20 protein-coding genes are annotated in these 16,938 nt (G+C 43.6%); 8 read left to right on the plus strand and 12 right to left on the minus strand.

The features are described from left to right. Nucleotide 1 precedes the first annotated feature (1 nt). Nucleotides 2-940 carry a retron St85 family RNA-directed DNA polymerase gene (locus WFH18_RS08985; RefSeq protein WP_148334727.1) on the minus strand — a complete coding sequence of 313 codons (939 nt, stop codon included), beginning with the start codon at nt 938-940 and terminating at the stop codon, nt 2-4. Between the two features lie 351 nt (nt 941-1,291). Between WFH18_RS08985 and WFH18_RS08990 the strand changes: the two genes are divergently transcribed. Both WFH18_RS08990 and WFH18_RS08995 read left to right on the plus strand, forming a co-directional pair. Further along, nucleotides 1,292-1,681, plus strand: coding sequence for a hypothetical protein (locus WFH18_RS08990; protein ID WP_064102203.1), 390 nt, complete (start codon nt 1,292-1,294; stop codon nt 1,679-1,681). Nucleotides 1,682-1,907: 226 nt separating this feature from the next. Next, nucleotides 1,908-2,381 (plus strand): hypothetical protein, encoded by a 474-nt coding sequence (locus WFH18_RS08995; protein WP_004729377.1) that lies wholly within the window; start codon nt 1,908-1,910, stop codon nt 2,379-2,381. Between the two features lie 65 nt (nt 2,382-2,446). Here WFH18_RS08995 and WFH18_RS09000 read toward each other — a convergent pair whose 3' ends face one another. The 3 genes from WFH18_RS09000 to WFH18_RS09010 form a co-directional block, all read right to left on the minus strand. After that, nucleotides 2,447-3,403, minus strand: a complete 957-nt coding sequence (locus WFH18_RS09000; RefSeq protein ID WP_085064965.1) for a 2-hydroxyacid dehydrogenase — start codon at nt 3,401-3,403, stop codon at nt 2,447-2,449. 89 nt (nt 3,404-3,492) lie between these two features. Next, complete coding sequence (locus WFH18_RS09005) at nt 3,493-3,690, minus strand: hypothetical protein (protein WP_148334726.1); 198 nt, start codon at nt 3,688-3,690, stop codon at nt 3,493-3,495. 124 nt (nt 3,691-3,814) lie between these two features. After that, nucleotides 3,815-5,086 (minus strand): hypothetical protein, encoded by a 1,272-nt coding sequence (locus tag WFH18_RS09010; protein WP_148334725.1) that lies wholly within the window; start codon nt 5,084-5,086, stop codon nt 3,815-3,817. 113 nt (nt 5,087-5,199) lie between these two features. Between WFH18_RS09010 and WFH18_RS09015 the strand changes: the two genes are divergently transcribed. After that, the gene (locus WFH18_RS09015) at nt 5,200-5,976 is read left to right on the plus strand and encodes a class I SAM-dependent methyltransferase (protein WP_148334724.1); all 777 of its coding nucleotides are present in this window, start codon (nt 5,200-5,202) and stop codon (nt 5,974-5,976) included. A 15-nt stretch (nt 5,977-5,991) separates the two neighbouring features. Then, nucleotides 5,992-6,579 (plus strand): hypothetical protein, encoded by a 588-nt coding sequence (locus WFH18_RS09020; RefSeq protein ID WP_148334723.1) that lies wholly within the window; start codon nt 5,992-5,994, stop codon nt 6,577-6,579. Nucleotides 6,580-6,729: 150 nt separating this feature from the next. Here WFH18_RS09020 and WFH18_RS09025 read toward each other — a convergent pair whose 3' ends face one another. After that, nucleotides 6,730-7,929 carry a TIGR03862 family flavoprotein gene (locus WFH18_RS09025; RefSeq protein WP_148334722.1) on the minus strand — a complete coding sequence of 400 codons (1,200 nt, stop codon included), beginning with the start codon at nt 7,927-7,929 and terminating at the stop codon, nt 6,730-6,732. A 4-nt stretch (nt 7,930-7,933) separates the two neighbouring features. After that, nucleotides 7,934-8,578, minus strand: a complete 645-nt coding sequence (locus tag WFH18_RS09030) for an SAM-dependent methyltransferase (protein WP_171488349.1) — start codon at nt 8,576-8,578, stop codon at nt 7,934-7,936. Between the two features lie 84 nt (nt 8,579-8,662). On the opposite strand from WFH18_RS09030, the gene WFH18_RS09035 reads away from it, so the two are divergent. The 3 genes from WFH18_RS09035 to WFH18_RS09045 all read left to right on the plus strand — a co-directional run bounded on the left by WFH18_RS09035 (nt 8,663) and on the right by WFH18_RS09045 (nt 10,053). Next, nucleotides 8,663-8,836, plus strand: coding sequence for a DNA gyrase inhibitor YacG (locus WFH18_RS09035; RefSeq protein ID WP_004278554.1), 174 nt, complete (start codon nt 8,663-8,665; stop codon nt 8,834-8,836). 165 nt (nt 8,837-9,001) lie between these two features. Beyond that, the gene (locus WFH18_RS09040; protein ID WP_336754748.1) at nt 9,002-9,766 is read left to right on the plus strand and encodes an IS5 family transposase; all 765 of its coding nucleotides are present in this window, start codon (nt 9,002-9,004) and stop codon (nt 9,764-9,766) included. A 104-nt stretch (nt 9,767-9,870) separates the two neighbouring features. Further along, nucleotides 9,871-10,053 carry a hypothetical protein gene (locus WFH18_RS09045; RefSeq protein WP_004278555.1) on the plus strand — a complete coding sequence of 61 codons (183 nt, stop codon included), beginning with the start codon at nt 9,871-9,873 and terminating at the stop codon, nt 10,051-10,053. Between the two features lie 40 nt (nt 10,054-10,093). Here the strand turns inward: WFH18_RS09045 and WFH18_RS09050 are convergent, their stop codons facing one another. The 5 genes from WFH18_RS09050 to WFH18_RS09070 all read right to left on the minus strand — a co-directional run bounded on the left by WFH18_RS09050 (nt 10,094) and on the right by WFH18_RS09070 (nt 14,517). Further along, nucleotides 10,094-10,738 (minus strand): MBL fold metallo-hydrolase, encoded by a 645-nt coding sequence (locus tag WFH18_RS09050; protein WP_148334817.1) that lies wholly within the window; start codon nt 10,736-10,738, stop codon nt 10,094-10,096. Nucleotides 10,739-10,760: 22 nt separating this feature from the next. Continuing rightward, nucleotides 10,761-11,774 (minus strand): ferrochelatase, encoded by a 1,014-nt coding sequence (gene hemH, locus WFH18_RS09055; RefSeq protein WP_148334816.1) that lies wholly within the window; start codon nt 11,772-11,774, stop codon nt 10,761-10,763. Between the two features lie 65 nt (nt 11,775-11,839). Next, the gene (locus WFH18_RS09060; protein ID WP_004278558.1) at nt 11,840-12,868 is read right to left on the minus strand and encodes a DUF4062 domain-containing protein; all 1,029 of its coding nucleotides are present in this window, start codon (nt 12,866-12,868) and stop codon (nt 11,840-11,842) included. 116 nt (nt 12,869-12,984) lie between these two features. Next, a complete protein-coding gene (murI, locus tag WFH18_RS09065; RefSeq protein ID WP_004278559.1) occupies nt 12,985-13,857 on the minus strand; it encodes a glutamate racemase in 873 nt (290 codons plus the stop codon). A 48-nt stretch (nt 13,858-13,905) separates the two neighbouring features. Then, nucleotides 13,906-14,517 carry a DUF1285 domain-containing protein gene (locus WFH18_RS09070; protein WP_004278560.1) on the minus strand — a complete coding sequence of 204 codons (612 nt, stop codon included), beginning with the start codon at nt 14,515-14,517 and terminating at the stop codon, nt 13,906-13,908. A 186-nt stretch (nt 14,518-14,703) separates the two neighbouring features. Between WFH18_RS09070 and WFH18_RS09075 the strand changes: the two genes are divergently transcribed. Next, a complete protein-coding gene (locus tag WFH18_RS09075) occupies nt 14,704-16,416 on the plus strand; it encodes an electron transfer flavoprotein-ubiquinone oxidoreductase (protein ID WP_004278561.1) in 1,713 nt (570 codons plus the stop codon). 41 nt (nt 16,417-16,457) lie between these two features. Here WFH18_RS09075 and WFH18_RS09080 read toward each other — a convergent pair whose 3' ends face one another. Next, entirely contained in the window at nt 16,458-16,832 is a 375-nt protein-coding gene (locus tag WFH18_RS09080; RefSeq protein WP_228722903.1) for a hypothetical protein, read from the minus strand. Between the last annotated feature and the right edge of the window lie 106 nt (nt 16,833-16,938).

Here is a 16,938-nt window from a genome sequence, read left to right on the forward strand (position 1 = left end):
ATCAATTTCCAATTCGAATTTTTTCAATTACGTTCTGAGTATATTTTTTCTCGAGGGATATTAAAAATTTAGGTTCAACATATTTTATAAACCCAAGATAACCTCTTAAGTAGTTTAAATCATCAAGAGATATTCTCTCTTCAACAAACTTGTGAACTAAATGCTTAATATAACGCTTTTTAGCTCTCCCTATAGAAATCTCATCACTGTTCGTAATAGTAATTCCTGTTACATGACGATTATACTTTTTAGATGAAAAGGCTGTTTTAAAATGATTAATTTTTATTTTTTGACCATAAAATTTGACTAATGTCTCACGAACAATATCTGGTATGAGAAATAAAACATCCTTTTCTTTCGTAGAAAAAGTCAGGTCATCTGCATAACGTGTATAAGTAATTCCGTTATTCTCACAATACTCATCTAAAACCTTATCAAATGAATACATTAAAAAATTCGATATGAAAGGTGAACTTGGAGCACCAATACTCAAAATAAGTTTTTTTGAATATTTACTCCTCTTCCAAAACAAAATTTTTTCTAAAAACTCTTTATCTAGCCAATCAAGTTGAACTCCTTCACGCTCAAATGCCTCCCAAAGTAACTTAGGTATAATTGAGTTAAAAAAGTCCATCAAATCCATTTTCAAGAAAAAAGAATTTCTGGAATGGATTTGCGCATTTTGTTTTATATTTCTTCCATCAGTGTATGCCATACAACAGTTATGAATTGGCAAATATTCTTTAAGAATAGACACCACAAAACTTTGATATTTTTTTAATTCTGGAGTCGGTTGGGCTATAGTTCTTGTACCTGAAGTTCTTTTTGGTATTTCATAAACCTTGTACTTTTTGGGAGCATCAACCAGGTAAACAAACAGCTCTTGAGGAGTTTTTGAGTAATGTGTGGTTAAGTGACCCGCAATATCCATTCGTGACATAACTTACCCTAATTAAGAAGCTCAGGGAGATTAGTCCCTGAGCTAAGTACTCTTTACTTCAGAGCAAAAGTTTCAATTGTTTGCGAATGAGCGCATAGCAAATGAGCGAACAATTTAAACTTTTGTTCTCCAAATGTGGTCAATAAATTAGAGTCTGGCTAAACACCCGACTAGACTGTTAAGTCCTAAAGCTAAAGAGCATCTCTATCTTAATCTACCCCTTAATTTCCTACAAATCTTTTTATTAATTCTTTACTTTCAAGTGAATCCTATTCTTATACAGGTTGCTATAGGCATTTCATTTTATATTTCCTATACTCAACCTAACAACACTCAACAAGAAAGAATCATATGAAATTTAAAGCTCTTATTTTGACGGGTCTTGCGAGTATCGCAGTTACAGCTTGTACATCTGCACCCAAAATCCCACAGCTTCAGGTTGGCGTCTTACAGGAAGTCCAAAACCTTGAAGTTGTTCCAGCCACGACCAATAACAAGGCAAAACTGACCAAATTCCTGGACAAATGCGTGATTGAATTTACCGGCGATATCGGCAATAACCGTGTCATTGAACAATGGTCATTTAAAGGTATGACCCTGATGGATGCCGGCTCAGCCACTTTCCAGCGCGACGGTACTAGCACTGCACAAAAATTTGACCTGCACGATGCAGGCGTACAAAAGAACTTTGTCAGCTTACGCGAACATTTCGCCAAAGATGCGTTGACACAATGTGACTAAAAAATCGCCCTGTGTCTAGTCTAAGAACAGGGCTTTTATTTTGCTAAAAATCAATCCAACAGTTCGCCTGATATCTACTGCCTTTCTTTAAAATTACAATATTCCGGCACAGATCCACCTGAAAGCCCTGCACTCTTCACAGGATATTCATTGTTTTTGACCCATTATCCGTTACACTGAAAAACAAACTCAGACCGCACTTAGACGAATTCGAGGTCGATCCATAATGAATATCAAAACCCCAATTATTTTAACGACAGCTTTAATGCTTTCTGTTCCAGCATTCGCACAAACCACGACTCAGTCTGCTAAACCGGTTAAACCCTATGGTGAAAATCCGAACCTGCTGCATGTCTTTGCTTATAAAGCACAGGAAGGCGTGATTAATACCGCCGAGAAAGTCGGTGAAGCAACGGAAAAAGGCATTGCCAAAATCAAGCCAGGGGTAGACCGAGCCTGGAGTAATACCAAGTCTGCAACCTCAGATACACTGCAAAAAGTAGATCAGGGTGCAACTCAGGCAGCCCAACAAACCGGTCAGAAAATCCAGCAGACCAAAGAAGTCTGGCGTGGAAATTCACAACAGGCACCTATCGTGCAGCAGCCTTTAAGCCAGTCGAGTGCGACGCAAAACCCAAATACACCACAGACTCAACCCCAGTCAGGATCAGCTACCAGTTATGCGGTAACCGATTTATAAAAAAAGCCCGTGATGGGCTTTTTTAATTTTTAGAAAATAAAACTATTACCTTGTATCGACGCGATCTATGAATTGACCTGTCGAATCGGCTGACCCTGTTTAAATGCTGCTACATTTTCGACCATTTGATCCACAATCCGTTGTCTTGCATCGACACTGCCCCAAGCATTATGCGGTGTCACAATCAGGTTGGGAATCGTAGAGTCGAGCAGCACATTGCCCTGTTTCGGTGGTTCTACCGTTAGAACATCTGTCGCTGCACCGGCAATCTTGCCTGCACGCAGAGCCTCAGCCAATGCCGCTTCATCGACAATTCCGCCACGCGCACAGTTAATTAAAAATGCGCTGCTTTTCATTGCATCCAGCTCAGTATGACTGATTAAATGGTGGGTATCTTCAGTGAGTGGACAATGCAAAGTTAAAAAATCGACTTGAGGAAGTAGCTCGGCAAATGGCGCACGAGATGCATCCGCCGGACGATTTGGCAGCGCGGCAATAAGCACTTTCATGCCAAAGGCTTCGGCCAGTTTCGCCACCGCATGGCCCAGTTCGCCATAACCCACAATGCCCAATGTTTTTCCGGCCAGCTCGACAATTGGCGCATCCAGCAAACAGAACTGACTGGCTTTTTGCCATTCGCCTTGTTGTAACGCACGTTGGTAAGACAGGAATGAAGTTGCCAGATTCAGCATCAACATGATGGTATGCTGCGCGACTGCCGAAGTGCCATAAGCCTGACAGTTACACACGACGATCCCTTGCGCTTTGGCCGCCTCAAGGTCGACATTATTGGTGCCGGTTGCAGAGATTAAAATGAGTTTGAGTTGAGGGCATTGCTGAATCGTAGCTGCATCGATCATCACCTTATTCGTAATGATAACATCGACATCAGCTACACGGGATGCAATCTCGGCAGCCGAGGTCGCCGGATACAAAACCAGTGGATCAAATGCGGCATGCAGTGCCTGAAAGTCTAAATCCTGCTGGTCTAAAGAAGCATAGTCTAAATAAACGGCTTTCATGGCTGTTCCCTCAATCCTGTTTGACAATTTATGTCTGTCATTTAAAACAAGTCATTGAGTCTTTTCAACCCGTTTCCAGCCTGATGCAATTAATCCAGCGGTTTATCCATATGATTACGTAGTGACTTGCGGATACGATACACCACATACACGGACAGAATAATCATAAAGATGATGGACGCACTGACCATGATCACTGCAGGATGCGCAGTTTCTGCATGTGCCAGATTAGGTAGAATCAAACCGAAGATAAAACATACTTGCATCATCCGAGTCGCTTGCATCATAGAGATCCCCTTCTTCGTTTCAACCATCGGGAACGATATAATTGGTTTATTATTTATACCGCTTATCTCTATATTATGCCAAGCTCATCACAAGTCAAGTAATTGTTTTTCATAAAAATTTTATTTAATCTATCTCGCTGTGCGTCACAAACTGCGTATTTTTGTCACTATCGTTGATAAAAGCAGCAGCACCATACTCATTGGTACTCAGATTCAGCTGCTTATAGCTAAACATATAAAAATCGCTATAACGCTTCATTAAAATCGGGTGCATACCCAGACTGAGCTCATCCTGTTCCTTGATCAGTTTCATGATATGCCGGTCGTTCATCACCACCAGATAACGTTCATCATTCAGGTTAATGCTCAATAAACCATTACCTTTGGCATAAATCGGAATCAGGAATTTATGGTTCAGGGCAATTGCGCCTTCTGCATAACTTTCGATTTTATGGCTGATGACATTAAATACCAGACCATGCCCATACTGGTCCAACAGCAACTGACGATTTTCCTGCGGCAAATTCACATGAATGCCCAGTTTGAGCAGGTCATGCTGATCAACCTGTTTATTGCGTAACAGTTCCCGCAAAATCACCTGTTTCTGGCTGGCATCAAAAAACTGGTTATCCAGTTGCAGATCGTTATTTTTCAGAATGTGCCCCAAAGCCATGCGGTGTCGTGGCAAGACATTTTCAATCACCTTACGATAATAGAACTTGCTGTTTTTCTTGACCCGACGCATTTTCTGGTAGAAATAACTCGGCTCATAGTCATGTACCAAAAAGTCATAGAGCAATTCGGAACTGGCCAAAACTGCGATCGCATCATGGCCGGTAAAAGGCAAATGCAGCACATGATGATGTGGGATTAGTGTCTCTAATTTCAGATAATGGGCACGATCTTCGGCACAGTAGGGATCATACACAATAATATATTCACAGGCGTTGTCGATATCTTCGGCCGCAACCCGCATATTGGCATTCAGCTCTGGCTGATAGAACATGTTATAGCGGGCATCATGTACATCTTCCGGATCAATCGAATATTGCGGCACCATCGCCACCACCCGTTGCACGCCCAAGGCACGGGAATATTTGATCGCGGCATAGCCACCCATCGAACCGCCATACGCAATACGCTGCTGAAACGGCGCAATCAGATCTGCGATGGCTTGCAACATGTTCCACATGGAACCTTGCGGAAACCAGGATTTATGCTTGGGCATAATACCAAGCACATTAAACTCGAATTTCGCCAGTGACTTTTCTGCATTGATGTTGAGGCCCTTGGCACGGGTAATCAAATCGCCAAATGAAAAAATCAGTTCTGAAGAAGATCCCGGCATAAAAATCGCGCGTATATGTTCATCTTCAAAAACAATCTGCTTGTCCATAACTTTCCCATGCTGGTAAATCGAACCCTTCCACAACAATTCAGTCAATGAACGCTGTCAAAAAAGTGAATATGCTATTTTATATCGATCAAAAAGATTAAAAAGCGCAAAATATGACACAATCATTACATCCTGCAGCAAAACGGGGTTTTAGTGCGTCGGCTGAGCTCTATCAGCAAGTGCGTCCCGATTATCCGGCAGAAATCAGCCAGTGGCTGAGTGAAACGCTGGCTTTGCCTGCAGATGCGCATCTTTTGGATTTGGGCAGCGGCACCGGCAAGTTTATCCCCTATTTACGCCCGCTCAGTAAGCACATTATCGCGATTGATCCTGTCCCGGAAATGCTGGCTCAATTACAACAGGCGCATCCGGACATTCATACTCTTGAAGGCGTTAGCCATCAACTTCCCCTGCCTGATCATAGCCTGAATGCGGTATTTTGTGCACAGTCATTTCACTGGTTTGCCGATTCTGCTACCTTACAAGAATTAGATCGGGTACTCAAACCGCAGGGTTATCTGGTGTTAATTTGGAATCAGCGCGATACTCGGATCGACTGGGTTCAGGCCTTGGCCGATTGTATTGCCCCCTTGGAAGGCGATACGCCGCGCTATCATAGCGGCACCTGGCGCGAGGTCTTTGCACCGCAAACGCTATTTCAGCCCTATGCAGAAACCACAATGACCCAGCAACAGCATGGCAGTGTCGAGCAGGTGGTATCCAAGCGGCTGCTCTCGACTAGTTTTATTGCAGCCATGCCTGAACAGCAGCAGGCACAGTTAAAACAACAATTTGAACAGATCATCCAGCAATATACAGCCAAAAGCGCAGAGGAAATGATCGATTTTCCTTATGTCACCCATATCTATGTGTTCAAGAAAAGTAATTAAAAACAGGAGGCGATCATGCATAAAATACCAGGAATGACACGAACGCTGTTGTTCGCTGCGGCCATGCTGCTGATGGCATGTGACCAGAAAACGACCGAAACTCCGACTGAAGCGACAACAGATAATACGGCTTCAGATCAAGTCATGCAGGAACTGAAAACCGAGCCACTGAAAGACTTCCCTAAAACTGCTGATGATCCGCATGATATTGCTGGATTGACGGATTATGAACAGCGCTTTCAGGAAATGAGCAGCGACTTGGAAAAAGAATTAAACAGCATGCGCGATGATGAAAATATGACAGAAGAATTTGTCCAGCAACGTCAGCGTGATCATGTCCAGTCAGCATTGAATATGTTGAAGGCTTTAGAACTGAAAACCGAACAGGGCCGTTATATTCAGGGCTTAATGTATCAATACTGGGAACATCAGGACAAATTACTCAATACTCCCAAGACTCAAGCTACACCCGTGAATGAAGCCAGTGAGAATGTCAAAGGTCTAGGGAAATATCTACACGCCCAAGAACAACTGGAACGCTGGCGTTCGCAATATCCGGATCTCGCCAAGAAAGAACCCGCTTCCCGGCAAGTGAAGGAATAGTCTAGGATGCTAGATTGGCACACAGCTTAGATAAAATACAAAAATAATCTAAGCTGAACTGGCAGCTTTAAAACAGCGTCAATGAACAAGGCCGGATCTGTTGAGTCTGCATTCAGTATAAATACTAGATCATCCTAGCTATAAAATGACTTAATCTGCTGTCAGAAACTGATGCACACCTTCACCCGCTGCACGCCCTGTGGCAAAACAGGCTGTCAGTAGATAACCGCCGGTCGGTGCATCCCAGTCCAGCATTTCTCCGCAAAGAAATACATGTGGGTTAGATTTCAATTGTAGCTGTTCTGACAACACTTCACGCTTGACGCCACCCGCACAGCTAATCGCCTCTTCAATCGGGCGGAAGCCGCTGAGTGGAAGGGTCAAATGTTTAATTTTTTTGGCTAATGCAGTAGCATCTTGCCATACTGCTTTGTCTAGCAATTCCCGTACTAAAGCCGCCTTAGCACCGTCCAATCCGGCTTTACGCCAGACATTAGTTAAAGACTGCTTCTTACTTGGCTGTAATTTTTGCGCAAGCTGTTCGATGCTTTGATTTGGGAATAGGTCCAGATGCAGCTGCATAGGCTTCCCCTGTTTTAGTTGCTCGCGTAAGCCACGACCCTGCTTATAGATCAGACCACTTTCCAGACCATAATGACTGATCACGATATCGCCGATGGTCTTTTCACCTTGCCCAACCCATGCCTCGACACGCTTTAACGGTTGACCAAAGACTGGCTGCATAAACCGAGACCAGGGATATTCCACTCCGGCATTACTGGCCTGAAATGGCTCAATTTCATCCGTTTTCAGCCAGGCTTGCCATGCCCCATCACTACCCAACTCTGACCAGGACACTGCCCCACAAGCCAGAATAATGACATCAAAATGTTCAGTGCGATGTTCATTATTTTTCAGATCATGCAGCTCAAGCTGTTGCTGCTGCAACTGGCTGACTTTATGTCGGTAATGAAACTGGATACCATGACTGGCCAAACGCTTGAGCCAGGCACGCAGCAAGGGCGCGGCTTTCATCTCTGTGGGAAATACCCGGCCAGATGAACCGATATAAGGTTCAATACCGAGCTGTTTCATCCAGTCTTGAATCCAGACCGCATCCCACTGTTTGATCCAAGGGGACAACCACTCCACCTGATCATAACGTTGTACAAACTCTGGCACAGGCTCGGCATGGGAAATATTCAGGCCGGTCTTGCCTGCCATCAGGAATTTTCGCGCAGCAGACGGTTTTTGCTCATAGACATGCAGCTCATAATCAAACTGACTGAGCACTTCTGCTGCCATTAAGCCTGCGGGGCCTGCGCCCACAATAGCAATGCGTTTGCTCATCTGCTTAGTCCGAGACGGTGGCATTCTGCCCTTGCAAAGGCTGGAAATCATCAAAACGTGTCACATAACTTTCAGGCTTGCTGATGATTAGTTGCTGGCATAATTCGCCGCGTTCCAGATATTTAATTTCAAAATGGGTGCGCGCCGAATCTGCAGCAATCACTTCTTTGACAAAAGGCAGCTTCCAGAGCTCTCGCACCTGTATTTCTGCTTCTTCGATATAGGCAGGAATATTACTGGCCAAAGTAATCGTTCCCCCGGTTTTCAGGCGTGAAAGCAGAAACTCAAAAAATGGCATATTGACCCAGCGCTGTGCCGGATTATGCGGTTCAGGATTTGGATATAAAATAAAGAATTGTTCTACCTGCTGCGGATACAGTGCATGTACGATCCACGGTAAAGCATCGGCATGAACGGTTTGTAAATTAGTTTGACCCTCAACAGCATGCTGTTTTTGCATCGCCAGAAATTTTTCACGGGTACGTTCAATTGCAATCAGTTGAGTATCGGGATTGTTCTTGCTGAATAACAAGGCATGTTTACCTTTACCCGCTCCCACTTCGACGCAGACCGGTTCAGGACTGATGCTTTGAAAATCACGGGGCGCATGCATACGCTGTGCTTGAAATTGACGAATCGGCATAATCAGATCAAACTAATAAAAACCGCATAAGTCTAACAAGTGCGGCTATATTTGCCTAATCGAACCTTTATTTTTCTTTGGAGTCGTCCCATGCCTACCACTTTAAACTGTCCGCGCTGTGGCAAGCTGACCACATGGGAAGATAATGAATTCCGTCCTTTTTGCTCAGAACGTTGCAAAATGATTGATCTAGGCGCTTGGGCCAATGAGGAATATAGTTTGCCTACTCAGGATGCACCACAAGCCGACAACAGCGAAGAATAAAATGTCTTCCCTGTCGAAAATTCTGTCTGAAAGCAGAATCTTGTCGAAATTAAGTAAATAAATCATATGAATTTTATAAAATTACTTAGGGTGTGTTGACATTTTCTGTTCAAAAAAATAGCGAGAAAGTAAAATTTAATCGCCAAACCAAATTTACTTCTCGCTATGCCCCGTACAATGCTGAATGACCAACACTGGTCTAAGTTACTTTCTATTTTCCGAAATTTTGATATCTATTTCAAATCTAATTTGAGAAATTTTGTCGAAGCAATACTTTATAGAATAAGAACAGGCTGCCCATGGCGTGATTTGCCTAAAGAATTTGGTTCGTATAATTCAATCTTTAAAAAATATAGTCGTTGGTGTAAAAATCATAAGTTAATGAAAATATTTAAATTAATTTCTTCAAATGCAGATATGGAATGGGTTTTTATTGATGGTAGTCATGTTCGGGCACACCAACATTCTGCTGGAATAAAAGATCAGGATATCTCTAAAAGCATTGGTGGAAATAGTTCTAAAATACACTTAGCTGTTGATGCAGATGGCAATCCAATCGAAATTATTATCTCCGATGGAACGATACATGATGTCAAGATTGCTCCCAAAATGATTGAAAAACTTGATTTGAGTGAAACGGAAGTATGTTGTGCAGACAAAGGATATGACTCTGAATCATTAAGAGAACAAATATCTGCGAAAAAAACTAAAGCGAATATTCCAAGAAAATCAAATACTCAGTCAAATAATAATCATATGGATTGGTATTTATATAAAATCAGACACTTAGTTGAGAATGCATTTTGTAGGTTAAAGCAGTTCAGAGGAATAGCAACACGATATGATAAGCTAAAGTGTAGCTATGAAGGGGCAGTTGCATTAGCTTGTATATTTATTTGGCTACCTTTATCGGGTAAATTCTATACTTGAAATGTCAACAGACCCTAGATAAAGCAACACGAATTAACATCTTTCATAAAGCCTTAGTATTATTGTTCTACTCTAAATTTTCACATTATTTTTAGAGCAATAATATGGGTTATATTATTTTAAGAGTCATATTAATTGGGGTCGGTCTACTCGCACTTCTTTCTTTGGGAGTCGGCATTTTCCAACAAGATAGTTTATTTATTGTATTGGGTGTGCTTTTTGCTTTTGCCGCTTGGCTCATACACATGCAAACGCGACAACTTCGCAATAATCCCTTTTCAGAATAAAAATAAAAGACCAAACTATGTTGGTCTTTTATTTACGCTTTTAACCCGCTTTACCTGCAACAAAAGGATTATGCTGCTTTTCAAAACCAATGGTGCTGATCGATCCATGTCCTGAAATAAATCGAGTTTCATCTGGCAGGCTGAAACATTCACGCTGAATTGAATCTATGAGCTGCTGATGATTGCCACGCGGGAAATCGGTGCGGCCAATTGAGCCTTTGAACAAGACATCACCTGTCCATAACAAGTCATAATTTTTGTTATAGAACATCACGTGACCCGGCGTATGTCCTGGGGCAAAACGCACTTCAAATTCTTCATTGCCGAGTGTGAGAACTTCACCACCTTCCAGCCACTGGGTCACTTCGACTTTTTCCGGAATCGGAAAACCATAACGTGCAGAAACTTCCTGAATCATGTCAAGCCAGAATGCATCTTCCTTATGCGGTCCGATTACCGGCACATCCCAAGCCTTTTTTAACGCGCCCACAGCACCCGCATGGTCCAGATGACCATGGGTCAACCACAAGGCTTTAACTGTTAAACCCAGCGCTTCAACTTCAGTTTTCAGTTTCTCAGGTTCGCCCCCTGCATCAATCAAAATGGCTTCTTTGGTGTCCGCATCCCAAACGATGGAACAGTTTTGCTGAAATGCAGTAACTGGAACAATTTTGACTTGTAACATGGGGTGAAAAACCTCGGGCAAGTTAATGGGTAAGTATCTGTGTCAATGCATCCAGATTAGCTTGTAGCAGACTGTTGAGCAATTGCAAATGATCTTCACGGCTATTTAATGCCGGAATATAACTATAGCTTTCACCGCCGAGTGCTTTAAAAGTCTCGGCATTTTCGATTGCCAGCTCTTCAAGCGTTTCCAGACAGTCCGCGGAAAATGCCGGACTCATTACTTGAATTGATTTCACCCCCTGCTTCGCCCAATCTTCAAGCAAAACATCTGTATAGGGCTTGATCCATTCCTGCTTGCCAAAACGTGACTGGAAGCTAATGGCATATTGATCTTCATTTAAACCTAGTGCTTCCGCCACCAATTTGCCCGTGATGCGGCAACGGTCGGCATAAGGATCACCTTTATCAGCATAGGGCTGTGGAATACCGTGGAAAGACATCAACAATTTCTCTGGTTGACCATGACTTGCCTGATAATCACGTACACTTTGAGCCAACGACTGGATAAATAAAGGATGTTGATAATAATCCCGGATCACTGTCAAACCGGGTAAATTGCGCTGTTTAACCACCCATTTCGCCACTGCATCGTATAAAGGTGCAGTCGACGTGGCTGAATATTGGGGAAACAGGGGAAATAGAATTACGTGTTCCTGTGGCTGCGCGGAGACTTGTGCCAAGACATCCTGAATGTTGGGATTGCCATAGGTCATGGCGGGTACCACATTCAGCTCAAACTGCGGATACAGCTGGGTGAGATGCGTCTTGACTGCTGCGACCTGCTCAAACAGAATTTCACGCATCGGCGAATCCTGTCCCCATACTTGCGCATAGGCCTGTGCTACCCGCTTTGGACGGAAGGGCAAAATGAATAAGCGCAGAATGATTTGCCAGATCGGTTTGGGAATTTCAATCACACGCTGGTCAGATAAAAACTGCTTGAGGAAACGGCGTACCGCTGGAATCGTAGGCTCATCTGGTGTGCCCAAGTTTGCCAATATAATCGTCACTTTCGCTTTAGCAGGAGAATACATTCAGTTCGTCCGTCAGGATATCAACCCCTGTACTTTAACAGCTTTTTATTTATTCTCTCTATGGATTAATACGCTGACTTATATTGAAAAGTGCGATCTAAATCCAGCAAGCTGCTGTCCAGCAACTTTTGCGCTTTTGGCGTGATCTGCCACAGCATGCGCTGTCGGTCATCACGACCGGATGGCACAATCCAGTCATTCTGGCGCATTTGAATTTTTAAACTATGCAAGGCACGAATATTCATCTGGGCACGCGCAACTGCATGCGCACGCGGCATCTGCACCCGTGCATCCTGCAAACCGGTTTCATTCAGATATTCATTCATGCGCTTTGAGAAAAACTCTTCAGGTGTGGGATTGACAAAGGTTGAACCCAGCAATGCCAATAATTGTGCCCAAGTGAGTTTTTTCTGAACTTTGATTTCTTTAAAATTACCATCCTGATAAGCATGCATCCGGTATTCAAAAGAAAAAACTTCATGCATCGCCACTTTGGGCAAGCTCAGGAATGGATCAACTTCTGCAGTTCCGCCATCACGTTCCAATTGCGCGACTTTAGCTTTCAGCTGGTCAATCTCGTCATGCAGCGCCTGGGTATTTTGCGGACGCACCCAGCCGGTCACCGGATAGCGCTCCAGCATTTGTGGCATGTTAAAACGTACCGCCATTTCCAGATCGCGCAGACTACGGTAAGTAAAGACCTGATCGACTTCCTGCTGTAACAGTTGACGGAATTCCTTAAATTTTTCCTGTAATTCCGGTTTGGCATCATGCAATGCACTTTCACGTGATGCCGGATCATCATGCATAAACACAATAATCGGTTTTTGCTTGGTCACTGCATAAATATATTCGAGATGCATATAGCCAACACCCGATACCGACTGCTCTCCATACTGGCTTCCCAGCAGAATCACGACATAATCACAGTCATCAATCTGGCGGCGTGCAAATGCAGTATTCAGCGGTGTACGCTGTTCCAGTCCCCACGAGAAAAACCCCATTCCTACCAGTGTTTGAGACAGAATGATACGCTCCGGTTGCATTTCTGCCCCAGAGGTTGAGATGAACACTTGGTACCGTTTATCCAGCATGGGCTATCCTCTTCTCCTGTACATTTGGGTAAAAAATGCATCATCACATGCTTCTTTACCCAATATGGCCACCCCACAATCAAAATATCTTTCTTCTTAAATTATAAAAATGAGTTTTAAACTGCACTCATATTACTGACCTGCCATTTTAAATCGGCCGGAATCAGGTGCTGCAAAATCGGTCGGAGCTGTTCAGCATTCTGCCCACTCACCACCAATTCAATTTTCACGCTTTCTTTAGACTCATGCTCAAATAATAACCCATTTTTAATTAAAATTTGGGCCGTTTGTCTTGCAACCGCGAATCCTGAGTCAATTAATGTCAGCTTTTGACCAAAAATATACTGAATTGACGATTTTAGGAAGGGGTAATGTGTACATCCTAATACTAAATAATCAGCGCCCTGATCTACAACTGGTTGTAAAATCTCTTTTAATGTCTGCAAACAGGCTGCACTCATCTGCTCTCCAGCCTCAACAAAAGGCACCAGATCCAGACTGGTCACAGGCAGGACTTTGACTTGAGCCGGTTCGGCAAAACGGGAAATGACATCTTTAATCAGCTGGCCGCGGAAGGTTGCAGGCGTGGCCAATACCGCCACAGTTTTCGACTGGGTATTCAGGACGGCCGGTTTAAGTGCGGGTACTAAACCGATAATCGGAAAGTTTTCACCATAATAGTCACGCAAATAATCCAGACTAAAAGCGGAAGCGGTATTACAAGCCACCACCGCAACTTTACAACCTTGACGATAAAGCCATTCAATCGCCTGAGCCGTCAAGGCACGAATTTCCTGATCATCTCTCGGACCATAAGGCACATGCGCAGTATCCGCATAATAGACAAAGCGTTCATTAGGCAAATGGCGGGCAATTTCCAGGGCGACTGACAAGCCGCCTACGCCTGAGTCAAAAATGCCAATAGGCGCATCTGCCGTGGCATTGGGCATCGGGTCTAATAACTGGGAAATTGGTTGAATAGCGCTCATAACGTTGCAGGTAGCTTGTTTGAAATTTCTAGCGATCAAGCTTAAACCTCAGGTGCTCAAATGCAAGTCTAAATCACCACTTTTCAAACTTAAAACGGTTTCGCCTGCCGGATTTTCATCAAGCTCTCCCATCTCGACCAGATGTAAAAATGCCGCACGCTGAATCAGGGCATTAATCCCAAAACGCACATGCACATAAGGCCGCAACTCACCTTTGTATTCACGCATAAAGATTGGATGTTCAGCATCGACAATAATCAGGTCTTGCGTGGTTGTGCCCAGTTGCAGATAAGTCACTCCATTGATCTCAACCTGATCGACCTGATTGACAAATAAAGGTTCATCTTCAACTTCGATTTCAATCATTTCTACTGGTGTTTTTAGATAGAATTTATCGTTTTCTTTCCAGAGCACCGTTGCAAACAGGTCAATCATCGGCTGACGCTTGATCAATTGACCTTCGTGCCACCATTCGCCGTTGGCTAAAACCTTGAGATCCATTGTGCCACAATGCTTTGGCTGCCATTGCTCCAAAGGGGGTATTGACCTTTTGTGACTGCCCTGTGCATCTTTTAAGTATTGTGCGATATCCATTAAATTTTTATCATCGGGATAAGTTACTTTTTTCGTCGGATTTGTGCTGGGTACTGGCTTATCCATAAAAGAAGACCTTAATGACGGAAAAATAATATGTTTCAGCCAATTGGCTAAAACCGGCTTTAAAACTATACTAGCCCAGATTATCAAAGACACTAGCATTTTTGTGTCTAGGAACCAAGAACACTTATGGCAGCACCCAATCATATGATTATGGTTGCCACCGAATAGTAATATGAGGAGTCCTACATGGAACACATCGAACGTGAATCGATGGAGTTTGACGTCGTCATCGTAGGCGCAGGCCCTGCGGGTCTTTCTGCTGCGATCAAAATCCGTCAACTTGCAATTGAAAACAACTTAAACGATTTGTCCGTTTGTGTCGTAGAAAAAGGCTCCGAAGTCGGTGCACATATTCTGTCTGGTGCTGTGCTTGAACCACGTGCCATGAACGAGCTGTTCCCGGACTGGAAAGAACAGGGTGCCCCGCTGAATGTCCCGGTGACTGAAGATAAAACCTTCTTCCTGCTTTCAGATGAAAAATCACAGGAAGCACCGCACTGGATGGTGCCTAAAACCATGCATAACGATGGCAACTATGTCATTTCACTGGGCAATGTGGTGCGCTGGTTAGGCCAGAAAGCGGAAGAACTGGAAGTGTCGATCTTTCCGGGCTTTGCCGCGTCTGAAATTCTGTATCATGCCGATGGTACAGTCAAAGGCATCCAAACCGGTGATATGGGTATTGGTAAAGATGGCGAACCAACGCATAACTTTACCCCGGGTTATGAACTGCATGCCAAATACACCATCTTTGCTGAAGGCTGTCGTGGTCACCTCGGTAAACGTCTGATCCAGAAGTTCAACCTGGACAAGGACGCTGATCCGCAACACTACGGTATCGGCATTAAAGAGCTTTGGGAAATCGATCCTGCCAAGCATAAACCGGGTCTGGTGATGCACGGTGCCGGCTGGCCACTAAATGAAACTGGTTCTTCAGGTGGCTGGTGGTTATACCATGCTGAGAATAACCAGGTGACTCTGGGCATGATCGTAGATCTGTCTTACACCAACCCGCATATGTATCCCTTCATGGAAATGCAGCGCTGGAAAACCCATCCATTGATCAAGCAGTATCTGGAAGGTGGTAAGCGTATTTCTTATGGTGCGCGTGCTGTGACCAAAGGTGGTTTTAACTCATTACCAAAATTCACCTTCCCGGGTGGTTCTTTGATTGGTGATGATGCCGGCTTCCTGAACTTTGCCAAGATCAAGGGTTCACATACTGCGATGAAATCCGGCATGCTCTGCGGTGAAGCGGTGTTTGAAGCGATTGCTGCTGGTGTAGAAAAAGGCGGTGATCTGGCGGTGGCGCGTGTAGTGGAAGGCGAAGATTTCTTTGTCAAAGAACTGACTGCTTATACCGACAAGTTTAACAACAGCTGGCTGAAAGAAGAGCTGTATAACTCGCGTAACTTTGGCCCGGCAATGCACAAGTTCGGTCAATGGATCGGGGGTGCCTTTAACTTTATCGACCAGAACGTGTTTAAAGTGCCATTTACCCTGCACGATCTGGTTCAAGACCATGCTGCACTAAAAACCCAGGCAGCTGAAAGCTTCAAGCCAAACTATCCAAAACCGGATGGCAAGCTGACCTTTGACCGTCTGTCTTCAGTGTTTGTATCGAATACCGTGCATGAAGAAAACCAGCCAGCGCATCTGAAACTCACCGATGCTTCAATTCCGGTGGAAGTGAACCTGCCGAAATGGGATGAGCCTGCACAGCGTTACTGCCCGGCAGGTGTTTATGAAATCATGGAAAATAATGACGGTTCGAAACGCTTCCAGATCAATGCAGCCAACTGTGTGCACTGCAAGACCTGTGACATTAAGGACCCTTCCCAGAACATCACCTGGGTGACACCGGAAGGTGGCGGTGGTCCGAACTATCCAAATATGTAATCTCTCATATGAGATAAAAATAAACCCGCTTTAAAGCGGGTTTATTTTTTACAATGTCTTTCATACGAAGACCTAAATTTTAAAGCTACTAAGTGTCTAGTAGGTCCAACTGATACATATGTATCTTCAATATTATTAAATAAAGTCGCAAAAAGTGCTCCTTTAAAAGTCTCTTTTTGATCAAAAAAATAATACTTCGATGCTATATGATCAACTCTCTCTAAAATCATCGAACGTTTGATTGAAGATTTATCACTTACAAATTCTTTAGCATGAAAATCTAAAAAATCCATTCCATCTTTATAAAAAATCTTAGCATTGTCTCTATCATCTAAAATATCAGCCACTACAGAGCAATATAAATATTCAATTCCTTGTAGAGCTTTCCATTCATTTTCAGAGGGCAAAAAAATCATTAGACCTCTTGCGAAAGTAAAAACTGCCTCAATATAGATTTCATGAAATATCAGAAATTAAATCGTTTTTCAGATTCTGAATTCCAGCGCTTGGTTGGTGTACCTC

Source organism: Acinetobacter sp. USHLN143 (genome assembly GCF_037145695.1).
In the GTDB taxonomy this organism is placed as follows: Bacteria; Pseudomonadota; Gammaproteobacteria; order Pseudomonadales; family Moraxellaceae; genus Acinetobacter; species Acinetobacter fasciculus.